Annotated in this window: 26 protein-coding genes; 11 read left to right on the plus strand and 15 right to left on the minus strand. The window is 65.9% G+C overall.

Going from position 1 to position 25,439, the window contains the following annotated elements; all coding sequences use genetic code 11:
• Positions 1-119: 119 nt before the first annotated feature.
• Complete coding sequence (hrpB, locus tag ENSA7_RS07140; protein WP_244923735.1) at positions 120-2,735, minus strand: ATP-dependent helicase HrpB; 2,616 nt, start codon at positions 2,733-2,735, stop codon at positions 120-122.
• Positions 2,736-2,853: 118 nt separating this feature from the next.
• Between hrpB and ENSA7_RS07145 the strand changes: the two genes are divergently transcribed.
• Together ENSA7_RS07145 and feoB are read left to right on the plus strand one after the other, a co-directional pair.
• Entirely contained in the window at positions 2,854-3,108 is a 255-nt protein-coding gene (locus tag ENSA7_RS07145; RefSeq protein WP_244923736.1) for a FeoA family protein, read from the plus strand.
• Positions 3,105-5,243 carry a ferrous iron transport protein B gene (feoB, locus tag ENSA7_RS07150; RefSeq protein ID WP_106088456.1) on the plus strand — a complete coding sequence of 713 codons (2,139 nt, stop codon included), beginning with the start codon at positions 3,105-3,107 and terminating at the stop codon, positions 5,241-5,243. Before ENSA7_RS07145 ends, feoB begins: the two co-directional genes overlap by 4 nt.
• Before the next feature lie 3 nt (positions 5,244-5,246).
• Here feoB and ENSA7_RS07155 read toward each other — a convergent pair whose 3' ends face one another.
• A complete protein-coding gene (locus tag ENSA7_RS07155; protein ID WP_106088457.1) occupies positions 5,247-5,609 on the minus strand; it encodes a group I truncated hemoglobin in 363 nt (120 codons plus the stop codon).
• 41 nt (positions 5,610-5,650) lie between these two features.
• On the minus strand, positions 5,651-6,544 hold the full coding sequence (locus ENSA7_RS07160) for a hypothetical protein (protein ID WP_106088458.1): 894 nt from the start codon (positions 6,542-6,544) through the stop codon (positions 5,651-5,653).
• A gap of 95 nt (positions 6,545-6,639) precedes the next feature.
• Between ENSA7_RS07160 and ENSA7_RS07165 the strand changes: the two genes are divergently transcribed.
• Positions 6,640-7,056, plus strand: coding sequence for an ExbD/TolR family protein (locus ENSA7_RS07165; RefSeq protein WP_106088459.1), 417 nt, complete (start codon positions 6,640-6,642; stop codon positions 7,054-7,056).
• Positions 7,057-7,101: 45 nt separating this feature from the next.
• Here the strand turns inward: ENSA7_RS07165 and ENSA7_RS07170 are convergent, their stop codons facing one another.
• Together ENSA7_RS07170 and ENSA7_RS46095 are read right to left on the minus strand one after the other, a co-directional pair.
• Positions 7,102-7,470: a tyrosine-type recombinase/integrase gene (locus tag ENSA7_RS07170; protein WP_106088460.1), complete on the minus strand. Its 369-nt coding sequence runs from the start codon at positions 7,468-7,470 to the stop codon at positions 7,102-7,104.
• A 125-nt stretch (positions 7,471-7,595) separates the two neighbouring features.
• Positions 7,596-7,847: a helix-turn-helix transcriptional regulator gene (locus tag ENSA7_RS46095; protein ID WP_106088550.1), complete on the minus strand. Its 252-nt coding sequence runs from the start codon at positions 7,845-7,847 to the stop codon at positions 7,596-7,598.
• Between the two features lie 928 nt (positions 7,848-8,775).
• Between ENSA7_RS46095 and ENSA7_RS42095 the strand changes: the two genes are divergently transcribed.
• From ENSA7_RS42095 to ENSA7_RS07195, 4 genes are all read left to right on the plus strand, one after another.
• Positions 8,776-10,677: a hypothetical protein gene (locus tag ENSA7_RS42095; protein ID WP_146157433.1), complete on the plus strand. Its 1,902-nt coding sequence runs from the start codon at positions 8,776-8,778 to the stop codon at positions 10,675-10,677.
• A gap of 398 nt (positions 10,678-11,075) precedes the next feature.
• The gene (locus ENSA7_RS07185) at positions 11,076-12,206 is read left to right on the plus strand and encodes a ParA family protein (RefSeq protein WP_106088462.1); all 1,131 of its coding nucleotides are present in this window, start codon (positions 11,076-11,078) and stop codon (positions 12,204-12,206) included.
• Positions 12,203-12,904: a RelA/SpoT domain-containing protein gene (locus tag ENSA7_RS07190; protein ID WP_106088463.1), complete on the plus strand. Its 702-nt coding sequence runs from the start codon at positions 12,203-12,205 to the stop codon at positions 12,902-12,904. Before ENSA7_RS07185 ends, ENSA7_RS07190 begins: the two co-directional genes overlap by 4 nt.
• 303 nt (positions 12,905-13,207) lie before the next feature.
• Entirely contained in the window at positions 13,208-13,441 is a 234-nt protein-coding gene (locus ENSA7_RS07195) for a hypothetical protein (RefSeq protein ID WP_106088464.1), read from the plus strand.
• 23 nt (positions 13,442-13,464) lie between these two features.
• On the opposite strand, the gene ENSA7_RS07200 is transcribed toward ENSA7_RS07195, so the two are convergent.
• The 4 genes from ENSA7_RS07200 to ENSA7_RS07210 all read right to left on the minus strand — a co-directional run bounded on the left by ENSA7_RS07200 (position 13,465) and on the right by ENSA7_RS07210 (position 17,455).
• Positions 13,465-14,799 carry an ATP-binding protein gene (locus ENSA7_RS07200; RefSeq protein WP_181233365.1) on the minus strand — a complete coding sequence of 445 codons (1,335 nt, stop codon included), beginning with the start codon at positions 14,797-14,799 and terminating at the stop codon, positions 13,465-13,467.
• Positions 14,800-15,029: 230 nt separating this feature from the next.
• Complete coding sequence (locus tag ENSA7_RS07205; protein ID WP_106088466.1) at positions 15,030-16,331, minus strand: pyridoxal phosphate-dependent aminotransferase; 1,302 nt, start codon at positions 16,329-16,331, stop codon at positions 15,030-15,032.
• Positions 16,331-16,468 carry a hypothetical protein gene (locus ENSA7_RS43315; RefSeq protein ID WP_181233367.1) on the minus strand — a complete coding sequence of 46 codons (138 nt, stop codon included), beginning with the start codon at positions 16,466-16,468 and terminating at the stop codon, positions 16,331-16,333. The genes ENSA7_RS07205 and ENSA7_RS43315 overlap by 1 nt, the downstream gene beginning before the upstream one ends.
• A gap of 102 nt (positions 16,469-16,570) precedes the next feature.
• Positions 16,571-17,455 (minus strand): tetratricopeptide repeat protein, encoded by an 885-nt coding sequence (locus ENSA7_RS07210; protein WP_146157434.1) that lies wholly within the window; start codon positions 17,453-17,455, stop codon positions 16,571-16,573.
• A 179-nt stretch (positions 17,456-17,634) separates the two neighbouring features.
• Here ENSA7_RS07210 and ENSA7_RS07215 point away from each other — a divergent pair, with 179 nt between their 5' ends.
• Together ENSA7_RS07215 and ENSA7_RS07220 are read left to right on the plus strand one after the other, a co-directional pair.
• Entirely contained in the window at positions 17,635-18,366 is a 732-nt protein-coding gene (locus ENSA7_RS07215; protein ID WP_181233369.1) for a haloacid dehalogenase type II, read from the plus strand.
• A gap of 6 nt (positions 18,367-18,372) precedes the next feature.
• Positions 18,373-19,074: a uracil-DNA glycosylase gene (locus tag ENSA7_RS07220; protein ID WP_106088469.1), complete on the plus strand. Its 702-nt coding sequence runs from the start codon at positions 18,373-18,375 to the stop codon at positions 19,072-19,074.
• Here ENSA7_RS07220 and egtD read toward each other — a convergent pair whose 3' ends face one another.
• The 4 genes from egtD to ENSA7_RS07240 form a co-directional block, all read right to left on the minus strand.
• Entirely contained in the window at positions 19,075-20,085 is a 1,011-nt protein-coding gene (gene egtD, locus ENSA7_RS07225) for an L-histidine N(alpha)-methyltransferase (protein ID WP_106088470.1), read from the minus strand.
• A 105-nt stretch (positions 20,086-20,190) separates the two neighbouring features.
• Positions 20,191-21,801 (minus strand): hypothetical protein, encoded by a 1,611-nt coding sequence (locus ENSA7_RS07230; protein ID WP_181233371.1) that lies wholly within the window; start codon positions 21,799-21,801, stop codon positions 20,191-20,193.
• A gap of 180 nt (positions 21,802-21,981) precedes the next feature.
• Positions 21,982-22,374 carry an MAPEG family protein gene (locus tag ENSA7_RS07235; RefSeq protein WP_106088472.1) on the minus strand — a complete coding sequence of 131 codons (393 nt, stop codon included), beginning with the start codon at positions 22,372-22,374 and terminating at the stop codon, positions 21,982-21,984.
• A gap of 16 nt (positions 22,375-22,390) precedes the next feature.
• Complete coding sequence (locus tag ENSA7_RS07240; protein WP_146157435.1) at positions 22,391-22,660, minus strand: hypothetical protein; 270 nt, start codon at positions 22,658-22,660, stop codon at positions 22,391-22,393.
• Between the two features lie 71 nt (positions 22,661-22,731).
• On the opposite strand from ENSA7_RS07240, the gene ENSA7_RS07245 reads away from it, so the two are divergent.
• Entirely contained in the window at positions 22,732-23,025 is a 294-nt protein-coding gene (locus ENSA7_RS07245) for a glutaredoxin (RefSeq protein ID WP_244923737.1), read from the plus strand.
• Here the strand turns inward: ENSA7_RS07245 and ENSA7_RS07250 are convergent.
• Positions 23,015-23,725 (minus strand): RomY N-terminal domain-containing regulatory protein, encoded by a 711-nt coding sequence (locus ENSA7_RS07250; protein WP_106088474.1) that lies wholly within the window; start codon positions 23,723-23,725, stop codon positions 23,015-23,017. The genes ENSA7_RS07245 and ENSA7_RS07250 overlap by 11 nt on opposite strands.
• 74 nt (positions 23,726-23,799) lie before the next feature.
• Between ENSA7_RS07250 and ENSA7_RS07255 the strand changes: the two genes are divergently transcribed.
• Complete coding sequence (locus tag ENSA7_RS07255) at positions 23,800-24,759, plus strand: HD domain-containing protein (RefSeq protein WP_181233373.1); 960 nt, start codon at positions 23,800-23,802, stop codon at positions 24,757-24,759.
• Here the strand turns inward: ENSA7_RS07255 and ENSA7_RS07260 are convergent.
• Positions 24,756-25,439 (minus strand): hypothetical protein, encoded by a 684-nt coding sequence (locus tag ENSA7_RS07260; RefSeq protein ID WP_106088476.1) that lies wholly within the window; start codon positions 25,437-25,439, stop codon positions 24,756-24,758. The two genes, ENSA7_RS07255 and ENSA7_RS07260, sit on opposite strands and share 4 nt — an antisense overlap.

Below are 25,439 nucleotides of genomic sequence, written 5' to 3' on the forward strand. Positions count from 1 at the left end.
CGCGTCGTCGATCGTGCCCGCGAACACCCCGAGCTCCGCAGGGTCCGCGTCGAGCGTGTCATCGTCATTTACAACTGATCGAAATGACTCACGAACTCGAGCCGACAACGACGAGCGCTCTACTTACGCCGACGTCGACCGCCCGTAGAGGAAGCAGGCGGCGTCGCTCGCAGGGGGTCGTCGGGCCACGCGTGCTTGGGGTAGCGGCGGCTCAGCTGGGTCCGGATCGCTGGATAGTGCTCGCGCCAGAACGAGCTGAGATCGCTGGTCACCGCGACGTCGTGGCGGTTGGGTGCGCGCAGGTGCAAGACCACCGCGACGGCGCCGTCGAGCACCCGCGGGCCGGCTGGCATGCCGAAGAAGTCCTGCAAGCGCGAGCCGACCCACGGCGCTCGATCCGGCTCGTAGTTGACCGTGAGTCGGCGGCCGCCGGGCAGGGTCACCCGCGTCGGCGCGAGTCGATCGAGGGCCCGGTGATCACCCGCGCGCGCGCCCAGCTCTGTGGACCAGCGCGCGAGCAAGCCGAGCTGCTCGAGCTCCGCGAAGCTGCTCAGGCCCACGCACGCGCTGGCCAGCACCTCGTCGATCAGCGCGTCGTCGAGCAGCGGAAACTCGGGGCGCTGGGTATTGATGAAGCGCGCGCGCAGTCGCAGCTGGGTGAGCTGTTGGGTGCCGTCGGCGTCGCGGCTTCGGCAAAACCTCGCGGCACCGACGTCGCGGGCGGCCGCGAGCAGGACCTCGCTGGCGGCGGCTTCGGGCAGCTTCGGCATCGCCGAGCGCTCGATCGTGAGCTTGCCGTAGCGCAGCGCAGACTCGCCGACGACCCGCTCGCGCGCGGCGTCGAACCGCAGCTCCTGGGCGTCGGTGACGGCGTCGGGGAACAGATCGATCAACCACTCGGGCTCGATCGCGGCGGCGCTGTGGACGACGGCCCGGCGGCGGGTGCCCTCGCGTCGCTCTTCGTTGCGCAGGGCGATCACCCAGCCGGCCGTGCGCACGCCCGAGTCGCTCGACAGCTCGGCGCTGCCCCCAAACGCGAACACCAAGGTCCGACGATCGTGCTCGTCGACGCGGACTGTGGCGACCCGATCCGGGTGGGCGGCGAGGAGGGCCTGGCGCAGCGCGACCTCGCGCTGCTCCGCGGTTTTGGGCCGCACACGCGGGCCTTTGATCGTCGCGCCAGCTCGTCCGAGCATGGATCGCAGCTGCTTGATCGCCCGCTCGAGCGCCGCGCGGACGCTGGGATCGAGGCGGTGACTCGCGCTGCCGCGGCGCCCCTCGAGCAGCTCGATCTCGTCGAGGATGTCCGCGTCACACGACCGCGCCGGACCAGGCCGACGCAGGGGTCGCTCGGCCAGCAACGCCGCGGCTGCAGCCGCGAGCTCACCGACTCCGTGCTCGAGCCCAGCGACCAACAAGCGCGCGAGCCGGGGGTGCAGCGGGAAGCTCAGCATCGCCCGACCGAGCCCGGTCAGCTGGCCGTGCTCGTCGATCGCCCCCAGCGAGATCAACAGTTCGCGCGCGACCGCCAGCGCCGCCGGGGCCGGGGCCTCGAGCCACTCGAAGCTGTCCGGCGCGTGCACGCCCGCGGCCGCGAGCTCGAGCACGGGACCGGCGAGGTCGAGGCGGCGCAGCTCGGGTAGCTGATGCTCGGGCCGGTGGTCGTGGTCGTGCTGGCCGTACAGCCGAATGCACAGACCCGGGCGGGTCCGGCCTGCACGGCCCGCCCGCTGGGCCGCCGACGCGCGAGAGATCGGCCCCAGGCTGACCCGCGGCAGACCGCTGCCGGGATCGAAGTCGGCGATCCGCGCGAGCCCGCTGTCGATCACCGCGACCACGCCGTCGATCGTGATCGAGGTCTCGGCGACATTCGTGCTGAGGATCAGCTTGCTGGTGTCGCTGGGCGCGACCGCGTGATCTTGCTGCGCGCGCGGCAGCTGACCGTGCAGCGTCACCAGCTCGAGCCCGGCCCGCTCGGCCAGCGTCGCGCACTCGCGCGCGCAGGCCTGGATCTCGCGGGCGCCGGGGAGAAACACCAGCGCGTGACCCGGCTGCGTCGCCGCGTGACCGATCAACCCGCGCTCGATCAGGTCCCGCACCGCCCCGGCCACGCGTCGCTCGAGCGGCAGCTCGCCGTGGCGTGAGCGAGGGCTGCGATGCTCGAGCTCGACGGCAAAGCTGCGGCCTTCGGTCCGCAGGCGGGCCGCGTCCAGAAACCGCGCCACGGGCTCGGCGTCGAGCGTCGCCGACATCGCCAACAGTCGCAGCGGCGAGCCAAGCAGCTGCTGGCGGCGCAGCAGCGCGAGCAGCAGATCCCCGTCGAGGTGGCGCTCGTGAAACTCGTCGAGGATCACCGCGTCGACGCCCGCGAGCTCGGGATCATCGCGCAGCCGCCGAACCAGCACGCCCTCGGTCATGAACCACAGCCGGGTGTTGGCGTCGCCAGCGTGATCGAAGCGCACCCGATACCCGACGCGCCCGCCCACGCCCTCACCGAGCAGCGCGGCCGTGCGCAGGGCAGACAGTCGCGCGGCCAGGCGACGCGGCTGCAGCACCAGGATCTGTCCGCGCCCAACTGCGCCGCGCTCGAGCAGCGTCGCCGGGATCACCGTGGTCTTGCCCGCGCCCGGCGGCGCCTCGATCACCACGTTGCGCTCGCGCACCACGTCGAGCAGCTCCGGCAAGATCGCGCTGATCGGCAGCTCCCCGGCGAGCACGTCGAGTTTGGCGGCCACGGCCGCGCACCATAGCCCCACCGACCTCGGGCCACACAAAATGAAAGCCCAATTCAGTGGCTCGTGAGGTTGATCGCTTTGAAGCCCACCATTTTCAGTGGTATCGACGCATATTGAAATGGCTTTTCAAGACGACAACCCCATGACCCTCGACGGGCTCAACCTCGGGCAGCGCGCCGAGGTCCTCGCCGTGACGGGACATGGCTCGATGTCGGTGCGCTTGCTCGAGATGGGCTTCGTGCCCGGTGTCGAGGTCGCGTTGATCAAGCGCGCGCCCCTGGGTGATCCGCTCGAGCTGCGCCTGCGTGGCTACCACGTGTCGCTGCGCCGGGCCGAGGCCCGACGTGTGCAGATCACCGGAGTCACGGCGTGAGCAGGCCGCTGCGGATCGCCGTCGCCGGCAACCCCAACGTCGGCAAGACCAGCCTTTTCAACCTGCTGACCGGCTCGCGCTACAAGGTTGGCAACTACCCGGGGATCACCGTGGAGACCCGCGAGGGCACGATCCGCGCGACCAAGGGCTGGCAGCCGCGCGCGGACACGCCCGCGCCGACGCTCGTGGATCTGCCCGGCACCTACAGCCTCACGCCGATCTCCGAGGACGAGGCGATCGCGTTTCGAACCCTGACCGGGACCATTGATCAGGCCGCGCCCGACGCTGTGTTGTTGGTGCTCGACGCCAGCAACCTCGCGCGCAACCTGTACCTGGCGCTGCAGGTGTTCGAGCTGGGGTTGCCGTGCGTGGTCGCCCTCAACATGGTCGACCTGGCCGCCGACGCCGGGGTTGGGATCGAGGCCAAGCAGCTCGAGGCGGCGCTCGGGCTGCCGGTTGTCGCGACGGTCGCCCGCGGCGGCGTGGGTCTCGACGCGCTGCTCCACCAGCTCGATCGGCTCGGTCAGGGCGGGCTGCCCAAGCCGGCGCCGCGCCTGGTCGAGCCCGCGAGCTCCCACACCGCGCTGCGTGCCTGCCTCGCCAAGCTCGAAGCCGGCGGCGTCAGCCCGGCGCGCGCGCGGTGGTTGTTGGCAGCGGTCGCCGCCGACAACCTCGAGCTGTGTGGCGCGAGCGTCGACGAGCGCGAGCGCGCCGCCAGCCTCGACCCGCGCGACCTCGAGCAGGCGATCCGCTCGCTCGTCGAGCTGCGCTACGCCGAGGTCGATCGCCTGCTCGCCCAGCTCCCCAGCTCCGGGCAACAACCTGGTCAGGCTGGTCAGGCCGGTCAGGCCCTCGCCCCCGCGATGGCGCGCTCGGCCAAGATCGACGCGGTGCTGACCCACCGCGTGCTCGGCCCGCTGAGCTTCTTGCTGGTGATGGCGCTGGTCTTCCAGTCGATCTTCTCGTGGGCGGATCCCTTCATGGGCGTGATCGAAGCGGGGATCGGCGCGCTGTCCGAGCTGGTCGTGGGCGCGCTCGGGCCCGGCATGTTCACGGATCTGCTGACCGAGGGCGTGCTCGCCGGGGTCGGCAACGTCGTCGTGTTCGTCCCGCAGATCGCCCTGCTGTTCCTGTTCATCGGGTTGCTCGAGGACTCGGGCTACATGGCCCGGGCCGCGTTCATCGTCGATCGCCTCATGGCCCGGGTCGGGCTCAACGGCAAGGCCTTCGTCCCGCTGCTGTCGGGCTACGCCTGCGCGATCCCGGCGATCATGAGCACCCGGACGATCGCCTCGTTCAAGGATCGGGTCGTCACGATCCTGATGATCCCGTTCATGAGCTGCAGCGCTCGCCTGCCGATCTACACCCTGGTGATCGGCTCGCTGTTCGTCGCCGACGCGCCCGTGTTCGGCCCGTTCACCCAGGGCGGGCTGATCTTGCTGTCGATGTACCTGCTGTCGACGGTCTCGGCGCTGGGGATCGGCGCGATCTACAAGCGCACGCTGCTGCCGGGTCCAACCCCGCCGCTGGTGCTCGAGCTGCCGCCCTACCGGCTGCCGCGGATCCGCGACACGCTGCACCAGGTCTGGGATCGCACCGCCGACTTCCTGCGCGACGCGGGCACGATCATCTTGGCGGTGACGATCGTGCTGTGGGGCTTGCTCAGCTTCCCACAGGTCGACGAGGCCGAGCTCGGCCCGGGCGAGACCGCGATCGAGCGCTCGGTCGCGGGTCGGGTCGGCAAGGCCATGGAGCCGGCGCTCGAGCCGATCGGGCAAGACTGGCGGATCGGCATCGGCTTGATCGGCAGCTTCGCCGCCCGCGAGGTGTTGGTCTCGACCCTCGGCCTCGTCTACGGGATCGAGAACGCCGACGAAGACGACGCCCCGCTGCGCGAGGTGATCCGCGACGCCAAGGACGAAGCCGGCAAGCCCCGCTACACCCGGCTCTCGGGCATCGCGTTGCTGGTGTTCTTCGTCTACGCCTGCCAGTGCATGTCCACGCTGGCGGTCGTGCGCCGGGAGACCCGCAGCTGGAAGTGGCCCGCGTTCATGCTGGTGAGCATGACCGCGATCGCCTACCTGGCCGCCCTGCTGGTGTTCCAGGTCGGCCGGCTGCTCGGCCTTGGGCTCTAGCGGTTACAGACCCAGGACGTCGTCGTGGGTCGAGGCCGCGATCGCCATGACCTCGCCGATCAAGTCCGCGGGCACGCTCAGATCCTCGAGCGCGCCCTGCAGCTGCTCGGCCACCGCGGTGAAGTGGATCTCTTCGAGCTTCAGGTGCGCATGGGCCTTGCGCATGTCCTTGCCCTCCCAGGTCCCGGGGGCGCCGAACACCACCGCCAAGAAGCGCTTTTGCTTCTGGATCTGGGTCTTCATGTCGACCGTGGTGAAGAAGTGGGCGATGCGCTCGTCGGCGAGCACGCGGGCGTAGAAGCGGTCGACGGCGGCCTCGAGTGCTGGCTTGCCGCCGATGCGCTGGTACAGAGAGTCCTCGGACATTGGCCGCAGCGTAGCCGCTAGCTCGCCGAGGGGGAACGCGACTAGAGCTCGTTGTTGCGGCCGTCGTTGCACACGCGCGCGCCACCGGACAGCGGCGTGGTCTTGCACCGGTACTCGCCCGGTCCGTCCCAGAACACGTCGGCCTCGTTCCAGCGGCAGTCGCGGTCGGACTCGCACGCGAGCAGGCAGACCTTGCTGCGGATCTCGGGCACGCCACCGCCGCCTTCGATGACCTTGTCGATCAGCACGTGCCCTTCCGGGCAAGCGCTGACGTTGGGGTAGTCGCCGATCGGTCCCGGCGGGCACAGATCCCCCTCGCACTCGAGCGCGATGATCTGGCAGTCACCACCCGCCGCGTAGACCAGGTTGTTGCCGATGTACTGCCACGAGCGATTGCAGCCGACCGCGGTCCCGGCCACGGGCTCGACGTTGTCGCAGTTTTGGATGTCGCCCTCGCTGATGTTGAACAGCGGGTCGACCTCCATGCCGTCCTCGAACACGGTGCAGGCCGCGTGCACGCCCATGCTGTTGGTCGTGCACGAGGTCGTGCACGCGTCCTTGCTGTCGTCGTTGCCGTCGTCGCAGTCCTCGCCGGGGTCGACGGTCCCGTCGTTGCACGTGGCCAGGACCATCGAGCAGTCGTCGATGCAGTCGCCCGCCGCGAACGGGGGGTACTCGGTCACGTTGTTGCCGTCGTCGCAGACCTCGCCGTCGTCGACCACCCCGTTGCCGCAGTCGCCGAAGTCGGGGTCGCCGTCCCCGTCGCCCGGATCCCCGTCGCCGTCGCCCGGGTAGCCGTCGCCGTCGCCGTCCCCGGCCGTCTCGGTGTTGCCAGCCTCCGCGCTGCCGTCGTCGGTGCACGCCGGCCCGGCGACCGCCAAACAAGCGACAAAGCCAAGCCCCAGGGTCGAGTAGGTCATCAACGGCCGAATCATGACGGCCAGGATAGGGTCAGCGCAAAACACGCAACGGTGATCGCGGTCACATTTCGACGTTGTGAGCCGTCCCGCTTCCTTGCTAGCGTGCGTCCGTGCTCGACGAGGAAGGCCCGGCCGCGGACGTTGTCGCAGAGATCAACGTGACGCCGATGATCGACGTGCTCTTGAGCCTGTTGATCATCTTCATGGTCGCCGCCAAGCCGCCGCCGAACCACAAGCAGCCGATCTCGATCCCGCAAGATCCGATCGAGCAGACCGAGAATGATCCGGACGCGACCTTGCTGATCAAGATCGACGCCGCCGGGGCGGTGACGGTGGGCAAGACGCCCGTCGCGGGTGATCGTGCCGCGTTGGTCGCGGCGTTGGTCGCCAGCGAGAAGGCGCAGACGGATCAGCGGGTTGCTGTGAAGGCTGATGACAAGGTTGCGTATGGATCGGTGATCGACGTGATGTCTGCTGCGCGCGAGGCTGGGATCGAGCACGTCGGGATCGCGTCTGAGAAGCTGTAAGTGGCGCGGGCACGGGCTAGGAGCCCCTCGGGTTCTGAGGATAAGTCATTGGAGTTGGGGAGTGTGCGGGGGGCGGGCGTGAAGCCGTCTCCAGCATGTCTCCACGCGGGAGCGTCCCGCCGTGGTGGTGGGGTTTCGAGCTGCCTCGCTCGCTCCCGGTGACAGGTGCATGTAGCGCTGCGTGGTCGTCAGCTCGCTGTGACCGGCGAGCTGTTGGATCACACGCGCAGCGATCCCGCGCATGGCGAGGTGGCTGCAGAACGTGTGACGCAGCGAATGTGGGCCGTGCTGGCGTAGCTCGGCGCGGTCGAGGGCGCGGCCCATCCACGTGCGCCCGACTTGCCGAGTGATCGGCACGTCGCCGTCACCCGTGAACACCAGCTTCTGGTTGGCTTGCTTCAGCTCACCGAGCACGCTTGGTCATGGGCACCGTGCGGATCTTGTCGTGCTTCGGCGTGGTGAACTCCGCGTGTACAGGCTCAGCTCTCATGACTCGCCCGACTTCTCGACTGCATGCGAATCGGCTCTTAGGAGGGGAGTCAGTTGAAGTCGGGCTCGGCGAGAAGCTCGGACGCAGTGACGCCGACAGCCTTAGCAATCAGGTCGACGAGATCGAGGACGGGATCAACCTCCCCCGAGCAGATCGCCTCGAGTTGCTCCAGGGTGATGCCAGCCCTGCGGGCGACCTCCTCGAGCGTGAGGTTCTGCTCGAAGGTCAGACGATGAAGGTTCGTGGAGAGAACCTCGTAGTCACCAACGGACGGTACACCGAGATCTGGTCGGCCAACCAGGGATGGAACTCTACCCCACGCGGAGCTACAGAGTAGCCGGAACCCGGCCTACAACCACGCACAATTTTGGCTCTGCGACGCGTACCCGTGTTACCCTCATGGCCACGCCCAACGCCAGGTGCGGCTTTCGCGCCCAGTGCATACAAGCCGCTTCCTGCTCAGACTACATCTGACCGAATGTTCATATGCTCACCGGATTCCCACAGCCCATGAGTAGTCCCATCGTCTGGTTTCACGCTTTCAGGCGAAATTCGGTAGGTGCGGCAATTAACGCGCTTCGCAACGGGTTCGCTCCGGCCCCTCCAGCCGCAGCAGCACCAGACACGGGACAGCTAGAACTTGAACTGCGTATTTCTCCTGCACGTGTCTACTGCTACTTAGGGCGCACTCTCGAGACATTCGGGGAATGGTCAATCGCCTTTCATAATCCAGACTTCAAGGTGTTTGGGGAAGTTTCTCCTTTCGACACGGGCGGTTTAGTCCGAAAAATCTCACCTGTTTGCACTTGGGAGAGGGAACGAAGGCAGACATTCTTGCATTCGTATACTTGGAGTGAATCTCAACGCCAGGAGCTCCTCCAAGAACATCCGGGTCTAGATTTTCTCAGTGACTATCTCGACCTTACACGTGCATGGAGTCCTCCCCATAGCGGACCACATGAAGTTTGGAATGACAAGCCAGCCGCCGCCATCTGGCGAGGCAATCCTGATTGGCGCTCTTGGACCTGGGAGGGGCGGTTCGACACGTTCAAAGCTGAGAGAGTTGTCGCGTGGTCGAGTCCACCCTCATTCTACGCACAACTACTTGATTGGCACGATTCCGAGGCGGACGACGATGAGGCGGAGTGGTTCCGGACATTCTTTCAGAAATACATAAGTGGCGGCACGGGGGCACTCGTCCGCGAACTCGTAGGAAGGCAATTGGCTCAATGTCAGCCCAAGTAATCGGGTTTGAGGGCAGTTGGCCCGAAGGAGAGCCCGTCGCCTGGGGGGCTGCAGCTATCGAGGTTGGCGACCATGTGTCCAACTCATTCTCGCATCATGCCATCCATAAGGATGATTTTGTTCATGCTTCTCAGAACCCGGATGCAGACTCACCGGGTGAGCGCCTAGAACGCTATGTCAAGTTGCCGACGTCTGTTAAAGTCGAACTGAATCACACAGACGACATTGTCGTACTTGGCTTGGATTCGTCGCTCCCAGAAACACGACTACTTTTCCCCGTGCGGCAGCAGCGCTTCGGTATCGAAGGCCAAACTAAGGGAGAGCACAAATACTTCTATATTTTTCGCACTCGGATATTGTTTAGGAAGACCGCACAGGGGATACTCGGGTCCGTTTTTCAGGCGTGCCTGTCGAAGGACATAAAGAGTCTCAAGCAAGACGATATATGCAAACGGGCGATACGGGCCTGCCTTGTGCTCGTGCCGGAAGATCCTCTGATGAACGCATTGAGGTGTGTGTCATCCCCCAAAAGGGCGCGTGCAATGGCATTTGTTCGCACACGTCTGGAAGGGGAAAATGACGCCCTGCAACTTTTTGAGACTGTCATGAGGGTCTGCCAAGATGACGGGTTCGAGTCCTGGCTAAAATACTCTGGAGGATTTGCTACCCACGGGCTGGACGCGGCTGACGCGGCCAAGCAGCTATCTCTCATCTCAGATCTCCATAGCACTATCCGCAAACGCGTGGTGCATTCGATCGTCCCGGCGTTGAAAGCTGAGGACGCAGGCCTTCGTATCACATTTCTTAAGGCATCTAGCGCTCAAATCGGTTTTGGAGTACAGCTAGCCGGCGAGCCTCTGTTCATGCGTTTCGCACGCTATGTTGAACTCGACTATTTTCAGCGAGCGCTACGCGGAGACATCCCCGCATCTTTACTCTCTGACGCCAAGTTTGTATCGACACTTGAGTCGATTTTGGAGCCTGAACCTGGGACAACTGTAACTCAACGAGCGCTTGACTCAGAGGAAGAGGAAATCCTTATCTGGCGCCCAGACCATGCGCGTTCCGGGATACGCTCGTTTCCATTTCACATACTTGGATATATTCAGGGGTTTACAAGGGACATCAACTTCATTGAGATCAAGTTCTCATCCAAGGAAGGTCCCGCTGGCCGTGCGTCAGTATCTCTAAGGGATGACGGAGATGGGAACGCGCCGCTTGGTGTCGACGATGTCAGTCAACAACCCAAACGATGGGTTTTCGAGCCTGCGGTGTTCGAGGTGGTCCAAGAGGTTTTTCCCGGCCGCCGGACACCCAAATATCACCTAAAACATATTTTGTTTATTCGTACGCTGACAGCACACACGAAAGTACCTGTAACCGCACTCCCGTCGTATTTTCGGCATGCCTTCCTCATTCTTCCAGAGCGCATTACCATTTCAGCGGGGAGCATCGCTCATCCCGAACTTGATTTGGAGGCGGCATCGCATGCATTGAAAACAACTCTTGACGAGGGGGCTCCCGAGCGAGGGAGTTTTGACTGGATCGAGAAGGTGTCGGAGCTTTCCGACGAAGCGGAATTGAACTATGCGTCTTTGGCGCAAACATCTTGGACTCAGGTAAGCAGCAAAAGGTATGATCGCGCGATGAGGATCCTGAGGATTCTCGATAGTGACTCGGGTAAGGTTGATCTTCAGAACGTCACAGATGTACTGATTTCGGACTACAAGGACGAATGCTCACTGTATCAAGTCCGACGTACGATCGATTCAGAACTACACAAAGCCGTGGCTGTTGACCCGCGCACTCTGGAAGTTCGGTTGACGGCGCGAGGGTATGCTCTACTCACCATCTTCGATCGGCTAGAAGCCATCGAGGAAGAGTAGATAGAGGCGAGCCTGTGGCGGATAGACATCCGATGCGGGGTCGCAGGGTGCGTGACTATCGCGCCGCCTCACGCTTGGCGTGCTCGTCGGCCGGCGAGGCGGATCGCGGGTGGGTCAGCTGCCGGACAGGACCCGTTTGGCGCGATGTCACGCCCGAACAAAGCCAGCCCGTGCACCCGAGCCGCGGCTCGACGATCACAACTCAAGCAGATTCGGGTCGGTCACGCCGCGAAGTCAAGCTTGAGCTGGCCTTGGCCGCGGAGGTCATGATGTCGACTGCGAACACCCTCTGAAGCAGCCACGCGGGGTCGAGTCTCACAACGAGGGGGGGGGGCGGATGTGCAGTGTTGGATATTCAAATACGAACGTGATACGATATTGTGAACAGGATCTGTGTTATGTCACCTCCTCCCGCCGTAATATCTGTCTTCAACAACAAGGGTGGCGTCGGCAAGACCACCTTGACGTTTCACCTTGGTCACGCGCTAGCAGAACTCGGGCACAAAACCCTGTTTGTGGACCTTGATCCTCAGTGTAATATCACAATATACAATCTGGACATGGGGGAAATCGAGGGTCTGTGGAGGGACGAGGACAGTTTTATAGATGACGGGTTTGAGAGTACGAAAATCAAGCTCACGGCGGTTGAGTTTGAGAATGTGCTGAGCGAGCCACGATCGGTGCACTTCTTACTGAAGCCAACAGAGGAAGGAACCGGTGAGATTGACAAACTCCCTCCGCCGTTTCGCGTTGGGGAAAATCTTGACATCATCCCCGGTCGGATCACCCTTCACACATACGAGGAGAAGATCTCCAGCCGTTGGAGCGACGTGTATCGGGGTGAGCCTCTAGCGATTCGGACGGTCACGCGAATTCGAACGCTGATTGAGTCGTACGCCGAACACTACGGGTATGAATATGTGCTTCTGGACACATCTCCAAGTCTTGGAGCTCTCAATAAAGTCGCCATCAATACGGTTGATGCGTTTCTGATCCCCTGTCTCCCGGATGTGTTTTCCCTGTATGGCGTGCGCAATATCGGGCGTGCTCTCAGTGATTGGAACGCACAGTTTAAGATAATTCACACTGTTCTGTCGCCGGAGAAACGGAAAGCCTTTCCGCAGCACTCCGTCGGATTCCTTGGCTTTACAATCTTCAACGCACGCAAGTACACGGGAACAAGCCCGTGGGATCTTGCGCTTGCTCACTATAACTATGCGAGGGAAATTCCGTCCACTATCACCAAGTATATTCCCGACTCTGTTCGCATTGGAATTGACCCCACTGAACTAGAGGAACCCATTGGGGGGAAGGCGGTCATGCACTCACATGGCACGCTTCCGGCGATGGCAAACAAATACCGTGTGCCCATCTGGCGCGTTCCAGATGAATCCCTTGAGCCTGGGGACCGGGGGACCGTGAGCGGAAATCGGCAACGATATGAAGCAACCCAATCGGGATACCATGCCTTCGCCAAATCTGTCGTGCAGCGAATCAAAAAGCTGAAGACGAGTGGAGGTGATGTATGAGCGCCGAGTGGCAGGACTCAATTATCGCGGAATACATTCGACAGCGCCCGAGTATTGATGTTTGGCACACTGCCGTGAGGCGGACATTCGAGGTCGCGCCTGAACTTCACTTGCCCCCCTTACCTGTCATTCATTCGATCAAAGGTCGCCTGAAAGATCCTGAGCATCTGAGGGGTAAACTGTCTCGCAAGCGCGAGGAGGGGGAAGATGTTACGAAAGACACCTTGTTTGATCAAATCACAGATCTGGCGGGCGTAAGGGTGCTCCACCTGCACCAGACGCAGTTCCCTGCGATTCATGGTATGATCGATCAGAAGGTTCAGGACGGTGATTGGGTTTTGGGCGAAGCTGCTGTCGCGTACTCTTGGGATCCCGATGCCCAGAGTTTTTTCGAGAAATTTGGGCTTGATGTCAAAATCAAAGAGTCCGCGTATACCAGTGTTCACTACCAAATCCGTGCGCCTGGTGGGAATAGGGCGATGTGTTGCGAAGTGCAAGTTAGGACGTTGTTCGAGGAGATCTGGGGCGAGATTGATCATTCCATCAACTACCCGACGCCAGCCATCAGCAAGGCGTGTCAGGAGCAACTCCGTGTTTTGGCGAGGCTTGTGTCAACAGGAACACGACTGGTGGACTCCATATTTTCCACGTATGTCGAGCATAGCGAACTGACGCGCCTACAGGACTTGCCTGACTAGCTGAAGGGGGCGGCTCGGGACATGACCCAGTGGGCCCCTGCGTTACGCTGTGGCAGTGCCCCCGCCCCAACCGATTCGTCGCTATTTTTGCAATGCCTGCGGCGCCGGTGCGATGAACGACGTCGTGCCCGGTCCCTTTCGCGTTGCGGCCGCGAACGGGGCGGCCACGTGGACGCGCGATTGCCCCAAGTGTTCGGGTGACCTCGTCGACTCGAGCTACGCCAGGCACGCGACGAGGTCGAGCAAGCGTGGGAAGCGGACAAGAAATGGCGCGACAAGATTGGTATCATCGTCTCGGCTCCCGTGGCGCTCGTGGGCCTGGTCGTTGGCATCTTGGTCTCTGTGTTGCTGACCGCCGGCACCAACAGGATCGGGGTGTTCAACATTGCCATTCCCTTAATCATGGCCGGAGGCTTCTTCATGCTCTCGCACCGACTCACCGAGCGCCTCGTCCCCGTAAAGGCGAAAGACCCCTACATGCGTCTTTCCGAGATCGAGACGCTCGAGCAGATTCAGCGCGCCGAAGAAGAGGGCTGATCGCCGCAAGGGCCAGATCTGCGTCAGGCGTCAACCGAGCGCGAGGCGGTCGCGCGCTTGGGTTCAGCCGCGGACTTTGGCTTGCGCTTGCTCTTGACCTTGGGCTTGGGCAGCAGCTCCGCGAGCTCTTGCTGCTGGGCATTCGTCAGCTCGAGCGCCTGCGCGAGCATGACGTGAAGCTGATCGGGACCTCGCTCGATCGCGTCGCGCAGCAGCCGAAACAGCAGGCGCTTGGCCTTCTGCCCGTGCTTTTGAACCTCGGGCACGCGCTCTTCGACCTCGTTGGCCACGAGGACGAAGGTCTGTTGTTGCGCGGTCTCGATCGGGCCCTTGGGCGCGGCGCCGAACGGGTACACGCCCTCGTCGCGCCAGCCCTTCACCCGCTCGATGGCCACCCGCTTCGAGCTGCGTTCGTAGTAGTCGCCGACCAGCTCGCGGGTGCGGTTGAGCAGCGCCCGAACCACCGGGTGCAGGTCGCCCACGCTCAGGCCGCCGCTGGCCAGCAGCGTCTGAAAGATCTCGCTCTTGATGTGGGCAGTGATCCGGCGACCGTGGGTGCTCTTGCCGAGCGGGACGTCCTGAACCGAGAAGCCGTCGCTGTCACACAGGTAGATGCCCCGCGGGCCCTTTCGCTTCCACTCGACGATGTCGACGTCCGCCTCGACGGACTCCCCGTCCACCTCCACGCAGACGTTGCACGACTCGATATTCGAGATCGCGGCATGCGGATCGATCGCCTCGCCGTCGTACACCATTTTAACGCGGGGGTACTTGACGAGGTAGAGCGAGAACTTGTCGTGCATCGCCGTGATCACGTCCTCGCCGATCAGCCCATGGACCGACTCGGGGATCTCGTCGACCGTCACCTTGGTACCGACCGTCACCTGACGACCCTTGGCGACGGGCCCGGCCGCGAGCAGGAAGCGATCGATCATGTCCCCGCTCGCCTCGACCCGGCACGAGTAAAAGTCGCCATCGTCATCCATCGCGATCGAGTCCCACGAGACCAGCCGACCAAGTGAGAAGGCCGCGAAACGCCCCTTCCCCTCCTGTCCGTGCAGCTTTCGCCCTTTGGGGGTGACCTGAAGCTCCTGCTTCCACGAGCCACCGAGCCGCTCGAACGCAGCCTGGGCCCGCCCTGGAAGAATGCCCTCGCCGTCATCGATGACCGCGAGCCGCTGCACGCCGCCCCACAAGTTGCGCTCGATGATGACCTCGACCGACTTCGCGTCGGCGTCGAGGCTGTTCCAGATCAATTCCTGGACGGCGTGCACGGGGTGCCGCGTCTTCGCCAGCTTCCTCAGGTGGTCTTTTTGGACCGCGACCTCCACCTGCTTCGAGACCTTCTTGCGCGCCATGGCGGGCGGAGTGTCGCATGACCGGCGACGCACGGTCAGGGTGGGAGGTGACGAGTGGCCCCGCCGGGGCGAAGTGGGCGACCGTGCTCGAACATGCCGGCTCGGCACTCGGAGTTGTCCTCGTCTACGGGGACCCTCTCGATGTCGACCGGCCTCTCCCGAAGCTGCTGATCTCATCTTCGACCGCGGCGCGCACAGCCTGAGCGCCGACGAACGATCCCAACCGGGAATCAGGAGGCGCCCGCAACCAGCGCCGCCAGCCGATCGAGCGCCCGCTCGACCTGCGGTCGATCGGGCCCAAAGCTCAGCCGCACGAACCCGGCCATGCGCGAGGCGATGTGATCACGCCGCTTGCCAGGATCAACGTCAAAGAACACCCCAGGCACACAGATCACCTGCTGCTCCAGCGCCGCGCGAAAGAACGCCATCCCATTGGCCAGCGACTCGGGCAGCTGCCGAAGATCCGCAAAACAATAGAACGCCCCCTCAGGCCCACCGTCTTCGGCTCCGGCCACGCGGATCCCCATGCCGCCCAGCCGCTCGAGCATCAGGTCGCGCTTGATCGTGAACGCCCGCTGGATCGCGGCCGCCTCTTGATCAGCGAGCGAAGGCTCGAGCAGCGGCAGCGCAGCCCGCTGGATGCAGTGCGGCGCGCCGCCGTCGAGGAAGCTGCCGGCCGAGCTGACCCGCTCGATCACGGACTTGGGCCCAACGGTCCAGCTCAGGCGCAGGCCGGGATAGCGCCAGTTCTTGGTCAGGCCATCGACGATCACGACCGGATCCCGATCGACGTCTTCCACCCAGGCCGCGGCGCTGATGCTGTGGGGCAGCTCGCCAGCGTGGCGCAGGCTGGGCGGACCGTAGACGTAGTGAGCGTAGAACTCGTCGATGATCAGCGCGCAGCCGAGCTTGCCGGCCGTCGTGACCCATCGGCGCAGATCTTCGCCGGCGATCAGGCGGCCGGTCGGGTTGCAGGGGTTCGAAAGCAAGATCGCCCCGAGCCCGCTGCCGACGATCGCCTCGCGCAGCGCCTGCGGCGAGAGCCGAAAGCCCTCGCGCTCGTGGGCGACGATCGGGATCGGCACGAACGCGCGAAACACCTCGAGCAGCTCCTCGTAGGCGGTGTAGTCGGGCAGCACGTGGCCGAGGTTCACGCGACCCAGCGCGGTCGCGAGGCGGGTCAGCGCCGCCCGCCCACCGGACGCGATCGCGACGTTGTCGGCCGTGTAGCGGCTGGCCATGCCCCGCCGATAGCGGTGGTTGTAGAGCTCGGCGACCGCTTCGCGCAGATCCCCAAGCCCCGGCACCGGAGCGTACTCGGCCGACTCCGTGTCGAGCCCGATCGTGCTAAGCCGCGCCGCGCTGCCGGGCAGTTCACCGGTCTCGGGCGCGCCCTGACCGAGGTTGCACCAATCTGGGTGCCCGTAGCGGAACCCCTGCTTGCCGGCCTCCGCCATCACATAGATGACGCCGGTGCGGGGCACCGAGCGAAACATCGACGCGGCCCGGCCGGACGAGTCTGGCGCGCTCATCAGGGCGTGGGCGTGCCGAACTTGAACTGCAGAAACAGCACGAGGCCCAGGAGCGAGACGGCCAAAAACACCGCGAAGTAGGCCATGCTCGACAGGCTTGGGATCTCGTGATGGTCGTCTTGCTTCGGAGTGGCCATGCGCGTGTCGCTTCCGGGCGGATTACACCACATCACGCCGGAGGCCAAGCAGGACCGGGTGTTTGCGCTCGCTCACGCAATGTGGGGCGGTTTGGGTTCAGATTAGTCCTGGGGCTCGTCGCGCGGGCCCTTGGCCTTGGCTGGCACCAGGCCCGACCCGACCGGGGTCTCGGGCAGCATGCGCCGGAACATGCCCTCGCCGTGCTGGCCGTCGACCAGCGCGAGCTGGCGAGACTTGGCCTCGCTGGCCAGGCGGGTGCCCGGGAACGCCTTGGTCGCTTGCTCGTAGGTCTCGGCTGCGAGCTGGCGCTCACCGAGGTGCTCGTAGGCCTGGCCGAGGTGAAACAGGTACACGACCCGCGCGGGGTTGTAGGCGAGCGACGAGAGCCCGCGCTCGAGCAGCGGCCCGGCCTCGCGCGCGCGGCCCATGCGGACCAGACACAGGCCCTCGAGCGCTCGCCAGGCGTCGGCGACGAGCTCGCGGTAGCGCGGGGGCACGTGGCCGAGGCAGTTGTCGCGGTCTTCGATGATCTTCGCGAGCCGCTGCTCGTCGGGGGTGCCGGTCAAGATCGCCAGCTCGTGACGACCGAAGTTGGCGAGCGCCTGCAGGTGCGGAGACAGCCCGGTGTCGTCGGCCCCGTAGATCTCGCGGGCCTCGTCGAGCCGCCACTCGGCCACCAGCAGCCCGCCGAGCTGGGCCCGCGCGAGCCACTGCCGCTCGACGCTGACCGCCTCCCCGGCGGCCGCGAGCGCGAGCTGCTTGCGCAGGTTCATCTCGATGTCGCGCTGCTGCCCGGTTGCGATCGCGTGACGCAGGTTCTCGGCGGCGTAGAGCGCTCGGTTCTGGCGGTCGCGGCTGACCATCCAGGCGCCGAGCGCGGTCCCGAACGCGAGCGAGAACAGGGCTGCGATCTCGCCCTCACAACCAGGCAAGAGCACGAGCGCGAGGGCGAACCAGCGCTCGTCGACGGGGATCCGGCGCGACACCAACGAGAGTGTAGCCCGAGGTCGATGCGGGCAAGCTGGGCTAAGTTGGGATGACGCCGTCTTTGCGCCCGGCGGAACCGGAGAGCCTCGCGGGCGCGCGTCTCTCCTGGGGGGTCGCGCATGAGACGCGCGGCGGGTCCCAGCTGGACGAGTTCGGCTTGTGTGCTCAGACTGCGCCGATGCCTAACGACGCTGCCCCGCCCGGCCCACGCAACTTCGAGGTGATCAGCTTCGACTGCTACGGGACGCTGATCGACTGGGAGTCGGGGATCCTCGCCGCGATGCACCCGGTGATCTCGCGCCACGAGCTGGTCAGCCGCCCCGACGAGGTGCTCGCGGCCTACGCCCGAGCCGAGGCTGCGGTCGAGGCCGGACCGTACATGCCCTATCGCGAGGTGCTGCGCCGCACGTTCGCGGGCATGGCCAAGGATCTCGGGTTCGCGCCGCAGGCGGACGAGCTCGAGACCCTCGTCGAGTCGCTGCCGAACTGGCAGCCGTTTCCCGACACCGTTGCGAGCCTGCGCGCGCTCGCGGCTGCGGGTCACAGGTTGGCGATCATCTCGAACGTCGACGAGGATCTGTTCGCGGGCACGGCCCGGGCGCTGCAGGTCGAGTTCGACGCGGTGATCACCGCGTGCTCGGTCGGCTGCTACAAACCCCACGACGCGATCTTCGAGCGCGCGTTCGAGCGGCTCGGCGTCACCCCAGGCCAGATGCTCCACGCGGCGCAGAGTCGCTATCACGACATCGGGCCGGGGCGCCGTCACGGCATGCAGACCGTGTACGTGGTCCGCGACAGCGGCCGCGGATCCGTGAGCGCGACCCCAGACGTCGACGAGCTCGACGCGCAGCCGCCGGCCGACTGGACTGTCTCGGATCTGGCTGGGCTCGTGGCCCTGCTCGCGCGCTGAGTTTCAATGCCACCCGGACCGCGCAGCCGCTCGCTGAAGACGCTCGAGGCCAAGCTCGTGCGCTGCGGCGCGTGCGAGCGGCTGGTCGAGTGGCGCGAGCAGGTCGCCCGCGACAAGCGGGCGTCGTATGCCAGCGAAGACTACTGGGGCCGACCGGTCCCGGGCTTTGGCGATCCGGCGGCGAAGGTGCTGATCGTCGGGCTCGCGCCAGCGGCCCACGGCGCCAACCGAACCGGCCGCATGTTCACCGGAGATCGCTCTGGCGACTGGCTGTTTCGGGCCCTGCACGAGACCGGGCTTGCGAACCAGGCCAGCGCGACCGCCCGCGGCGACGGGCTCGAGCTGCGCGGCGCCTGGGTCACCTCGATCGTCAAGTGTGCGCCGCCCGACAACAAGCCGACCACCGTCGAGCGTGATCAGTGCATCAGCTGGGCGATCGACGAGCTGCGGTTGTTGCCGACGGCGTCGGTCGTGGTCGCCCTCGGCGGGTTCGGCTGGGACGGCGCGCTGCGGGTGCTCGCGGCGCACGGCCACAAGCTCCCGCGCAAGCCCAAGTTCGCGCACGGTGCCGAGGTCCAGATCGGGACCTACACGCTGCTCGGCAGCTTCCACCCGAGCCAGCAGAACACCTTCACCAAGCGCCTGACCCGACCGATGCTGCGCGAGGTGTTCGCTCGCGCGGCCAAGCTGGCGCGGGCCCGAAGCTAGTTAGTCGGCCAGCTGGAACAGGCCGACGCCGAACCGTTGCTCGGGATCGGTCCAGATCGTCGAGCGCTCGAACCCGGCCTGGTGCGCGAGCGACAGGATCGAGTCACGCGTGTACTTGTGCGAGTACTCGGTCAGCGTCAGCTCGCCCGCGGCAAACTCGAAGCTGCGGCCGGCGGCGTGGACGACCTGCGCCCGGGTGCTGCGGAGATACAGCTCGATGCGCGCGAGCTTGGGGTTCCAGACCGCGTGGTGCTCGAACTGGGCGAGGTCGAAGTCGCCGTCGAGCTCCCGGTTGATGCGCTCGAGCAAGTTGAGGTTGAACGCCGCGGTCACGCCCTGGGCGTCGTCGTAGGCGCGGACCAGCACGTCGGCGGGCTTGACCAGATCGAAGCCGAGCAACAGCCCACCGGGGCGCTCATCTTCGTTGGCGCCGACGAACCTGGCGATCGCACGCAGCAACTCGAGCGCCCGCTCGCGCGTGAAGTTGCCGATCGTCGAGCCCGGAAAGTACATGACGCTGCGTGCTGCACCCGCGCGTGGGCGCGGGATCACGAAGCCACGGGTGAAGTCGGCGGCGACCGGCATGACCTCGAGCTCTGGATAGTCGGCGGCGATCGAGCTGGCCGCCTGCTGCAGGTGCTCGGCCGAGATGTCGATTGGCACGTAGCCGGCCGGCCGCTCGAGCTCGTCGAGCAACAGCCTGGTCTTGACGGAGCTGCCGCTGCCAAGCTCTACGAGCAGCGCCCTGGCACCGATTGTCGCGGCCATCTTCGCCGCGTGGTCCCGCATCAACGCGATCTCCGTGCGCGTCGGGTAGTACTCCGGCAGCTCGGTGATGCGATCGAACAACGCCGACCCACGCGCATCGTAGAAGTACTTGCACGGCAGCTGCTTGGGCGCGCTCGACAACCCCAACACCACGTCCTGCGCGAAGCTGCGATCTTCTGAGGGGGGCGCGATCGCGTGCAGAGCACGGGCGACCGATTGGGTCTTCTTGGTCGAGTCGAGCATGGCGGGGGCGGCAACCGCCTGTACGTAGGCAGGTCGCGCTAGTTCCAAGTAGTCGCGAGGTCGACGAGCGGCAACCGCCGAGGGGTCCCCGCGCCGTTTGGATGCTCACTTGGACTTGACCCGGGCCAGCTTGGGCGGCCCGGGCGAGCGCACGTCGATCACATACAGGCCGCCGTCTCGCTGCTCGACACCGACCTGCCACTTCGGGCCTGTCGGTTGGAGCTGCAACAATTTTCCGACGTCGATCGCCTCGGGGCTGGCTTGCAGCAACGCCTGCAGCTGCGCGGGATCGCCAGCAAAGTTGGCCGCCAGCAGCTGCTGAGCGGTGGCCGTGTGTGCGGCGGACTTCGCTGTCTCGTCCAGCCAACGCGCGAGCTGGTTCGCGGCGTCGGGCCCGATCACGAACACGCCCCCGCCAGCGCGGGCGGACCACGCCATCGCGATGTTGAGCCGCCCCTCGCCGTCGATCAGCGGGCGCAGCTCGGAGACCCCGAGGCTCGCGGCGTCGTGGATCACGAGCATCTCGACGTCTTGGCCGTCACCCTTGGCCACGCGCCGCCGCAGGCTCATCTTGGGGATCGACACGAAGTTGCGCGCGAGCGAGACGCTGTCGACGACCTGCTGCAGCAAGCGCATGGTCGCGATCTGGCTCTTGTTCACGTCGCCGGCCCCGTACGCGAAGCGCAAGTGCTGGGCCGGGCCGAGCGCGACCAACACCCGGCCATCCCAGGTGCGCAGCAAGGTGTTGATCTTGGCGGCGAGATCCTCACCGACGCCGCGAACCAAGAACGGCAGCTGGCGGACGTTGGCGTTGATCTGCGAGGTCACCTCGCGGACCAACTCTTGATGGTCCGCGTAGCGACCGCTGCCGCCCACGACCAGGTCGGGGCCATCGAGCAGACCGCCCAGCGTGCCCGGCGTGATCGGCAGCTGCGCGAGCGGATCTTGGCCCGGGATGGCCTGCGCCTCGATCACGATCGCGTTGATGTCCCCGCGTCCGGTCACCCGCGAGAACGGGACGTCGACTGGGATCGGCAGCGCAGATGGATCCGCGGTGAAGTAGATCGGTTGCTGTCCGTAGGCCTCGGCCAGGCCGCGCGCGGTGACCAGCCCCGGCAGCGTGTTGGCCAGCACCAGCGTGTTGCCGTCGGCCTCGTCGACCCAGGCTAACCAGTCGCGGCCTGTCTCACGGCTCGCAGCCGAGGGCAGCTTCACCGCTCCGAAGTCACCGACGGGCGGGAGCTCGGCCAGACGCCCGCCCAGCGAGCCGATCGCGCTGGCCTGGATCGACAGCCGGATCACCTCTTGGTCGTCGAGCACCACGTTGGCGAAGGGCGCGGCAAGATCGACGGCGCGGGCGAGCTCGCCAGCCAGCGAGGGATCCGTGAGCTCGGTGAGCGCCTGCTCGATCATCGCCGCAGGATCGATCTCGACCGGGCTGTACGGCCGAAGCATGGAGATCGCCTGGTTCGGCGCCGCGATGAACGAGGCCGCGAGCGGCTCGGCCGGGAGCGGCAGGGGGTCGGGCAGGTGGATCCTGGCGGCCTCGCGCGACTCACCTTTGGGCGGCTTGCCATCGGGCGTGTGCGGCTGGCGACAGCCGCCCGAGAAGCTCAACGTCAGCCCAAGCGCGAGCAGCGGAACGGACTGAATCAAGCGCTTGGACCAGCCATGACGGCGGGCTGCAAGCGGCGTCGGGGCGATCACGCGGCGCATCGTGGCGACCGTAGCAGCGCCCACCCGCCGACGCACGCTCGAGCTCGCTGCCATCAGCCCCCCGGTCAGCTGAGGCGCCCGCAAGCGGGCGAGAAACCTCGCCCGAGCTGAAAGCAGCCTCGCCCGAGCTGAAAGCAGCCTCGCCCGAGCTGAAAGCAGCCTCGCCCGAGCTGAAACCAGCTAGGCCGCCGCCGCCAGGCCGAACAGGCCGAGGATCGTGAACACGCCGATCAACCACACGAACGAGCGCAGGTAGTCGGCGTTCGCGAGGTAGGCGGTGACATAGAGCAGCTCCGAGACCACGAACGCGATCGCCAGCACGGCCGAGCGACGCGGGTCGGCACCACAGATGTGGGCGATCACGACAGCGGCGGCGAACGGCGCGAAGAAGTCGATCAGCCCGCGGTGAGCCGCGACCGCGCGCGCGCCAAACCCTTCGAGGCTGGCGAGCTGGCGCGCGGGCTGCTTGTTGTCGAAGTCTTGCTCACTGCGCCCAAGCGCGACGAACACGGGGATCCGCGCGAGCCAGATCGACACGAACGCCACCAACACACAGACAAACGGAGTGGTCATGGGCCTAGACGATCGCTCAGCCCTGCTTCTCGCTGCGGATCCGATCGCGCAGCTTCTCGAGGCGATCGCGGACGTCGGTGATGACTTCGCCGGCAGACTCACCGACCTCTTGCGCGATGTGGCTGGCCTTCTCTGAGGCGAGCTTCTCGGCTTGTTGAAGGTGCGGCTGCAGCTTCGTCCACCCTTCCTTGGCTTCTTCGCTGGCGGTCTTGACCGCCTTTTCTAGTTCGGCCCGCAGCGCCTTGAGCTCGGTCAGGCCCTTGTTGATCAGCTCGTTCTCGGACATGGCGTAGGCAAACATACTACTTCTGGCGCGCGGTGCTTGCCACGGGCGGCGAGCGGGGGTAGCTGCAGGTTGTGCCAGCCGAACCATCGTTTCCTCGCCCAGACGCGTTCGGCAGTGACGTCGTGGTGTATCTGACGCCGGGGTGTCCGTACTGCATGATGGCGCGGCGGTTGTTGGGCGCCCGCGGGATCCCGTTCGAGAGCTATGACGTGTCTGGCAACTCGGCCGCCCGCGCGTGGCTGCGGACGGCCACCAACCAGACCACCGTGCCGCAGATCTTCATCAAGGGCCGGAGCGTCGGCGGCTTCGATGAGCTGTCGCAGCTCGACTCGAGCGGCGAGCTGCAGACCTGGCTCACTCGCTGAGCAGCGCGAGGATCTCTTCGTCGAGCTGGGCTTGGTGCTCGGCCGCGAACTTGCCGATGATCACGTCGCGGCGCTCGTTGATCTTGGCCTTGGCGGTTTGATCGGCCGAGACGCCGCGCCCCCCGATGCCACCGACGGCGCGTCGACGCACGCGACTGGGGCCGCGGCTGGATCGCTTGGGACCCGCGCCCGAAGACGCGCTGGCGGCGACCTGGGCCTGGGCCTCGCGCGAGCTGAACGCGGGGTGGGTCAAGGTTGGATCCACGGTGGGGCCGGGGTGGCCGGGGGTCAGCGGCGGACCCTGAGGCTCGACCTCACGCGGCTCGACGGGCGCGCGACGCTCGGGCCGCACGTCTTCGCTGGGCGCGGCGGCTGCGGCCTCTTTGGAAGCCCCGTCGTGAGCACCCTCGGGGTGCTCACCGATGTACTGCACGATCTTGTCGTCGTAGACCCCGCGCCGCAGGTTGCGGATCATCGACTTATGGGACTCCTGCATGAGTCCGATGATGTGTTGGTCGAGGTTCTCGACCTCCGCCTGGGGGTCGTAGTCGACCTTGTTCGACGAGATGATCGTGCCGTCGTAGAAGACGTGCGTGAAGATGTGGGCCCTCTTCACGCCAGAGTCCTCAGTCTGGACGTGATAAAGCCGGCCGCGATGCGGAATATTGTGGTTGTAGCCGAGCTGCGGGGACCGCGACATCGCTCTCTCCCCAGCCTATCATGGCTGGCCACGGTCGCGCAGGGTTTTGGTACATCCTGTCGACCGCACCAGCCATGCCCCTGCCAGAATTCAGCGAGCCCCCGTCGGTGACGGTCGTGAGCGGGTTGCCAGTGACGCTCCTGGCCCCGGTTGTCACCGCCGGTCGTGAGGGCGTGGCGCCCTCGGCCTCGCAGCTCGCGCAGCTGGCCACGCACGCCGACGAGGTCCAGGCGTGCACGGCCAGCGAGCGCTACGAGCTGCTGACCTCCGCGTTCTGCGGGCGCCACCCTCACCTGGCGCTGCAGGTCATGCACGAGTCTGGCCTGCTCGCCCAGCTGCTGCCGGAGCTCGAGGCGACGGTCGACTTCTCGCAGGAGGCCGCCCGCCGTCACAAAGACGTGTGGGCGCACACCAAGACCGTGGTCTGGCAGGCCGTCCCGAGCCCGACGGTTCGCTGGGCCGCCGTGTTGCACGACATCGGCAAGGTCCCGACCCGGCGGTTCTTGCCCGACGGGCGCGTGACCTTCCGCGCCCACGCGGAGATCGGCGAGCAGATGTTCGAGCGCGGCCCGGCCCGGCGAATCGGGTTTCCGCCCGCGGTCCGCGAGCGCGTGGCCGAGCTGATCCGATGGCACCTGCGACCGGGCCAGTACGACGGCAGCTGGAGCGACGCCGCGGTCCGTCGGTTCGCGCGCGAGGTCGGCCCCGCGCTCGACGAGCTGCTCAACCTCTCGCGGGCCGACATCACCAGTCAGCGACCCGGAAAGCGTCAGCGCTGCCTGCAGTTGATCTCCGAGCTCGCCCAGCGGATCCGCACGCTGCAGGCTGAAGATCGCAAGCCCAAGCCGCTGCCGTCGGGCCTGGGTCACGACCTGATGCGCGCGCTCGAGCTCCCGCCCGGCAAACAGATCGGCCTGCTCCGGGCCCGCCTCCAGCACATGGTCGAGGCCGGCGAGCTCGAGGGCGGGCGCGAGGGCGACTACTACGTCGAGCAGGTGCGGGCCCGCGATCTCCTGACCGGGCTCCAACCCTAACGCAGCGCGCCCGCGCGGCGGAGGATCCCCTGGACCTCGCCGACGAAGCCGCTGCGACCGGTCGGGTCGTCGATCATGGTCTCGGACAGGCCGTCGAGCAGCAGCGGCAGCGTGTAGTTGGACGGGTTGCAGCACAGCAACCACTCGCGGATCTGCTCGTGCATCTCGGACCGGGTCTGGCCCTGGTTGGCGCCGCGACGCTTGCGGTAGGTGTGGTAGACGCTCTCGATCTCGAGCAGCACGGGCCCGAGCGGGCTCGCGAGCAGCTCGCCGACCTCGTCGTCGCCCTCGTGGACACCGACCGCGATCGCGGGCGCCTCGGGCTCGCCACGCATGACCCGGAGCATGTGGGCGACCTCGACGTCGAGCAGCTCGCGGACCGGCTGGGTCTCGGCGTCACGATCGAGCAGCACGACCACGACATCTTCAGCGAGCGGGCGCAACATCATGCGCGACGGACCAAAGTTGATCAGCAGCTCACGCAGCGGTGAGTTGGCGGTCGTCGACGCCACGACCAGGCGGCGCACGGTCTTGCCCACGTCGGTCGCGACAGCGGGCTGCAGGTGCGCGTGCTCGGTCGCGCCGACGGGGCCGTCGGCGGTCGCGAGCATGGCTCCCCGCACGCCCTGCACGTGGGTGATCTTGGCGAGGAGTTGGAGCACTTCTGGGACCGCGCTCAT

The sequence above is a fragment of the Enhygromyxa salina genome, assembly GCF_002994635.1.
GTDB classification, from domain to species: Bacteria; Myxococcota_A; Polyangia; order Nannocystales; family Nannocystaceae; genus Plesiocystis; species Plesiocystis salina_B.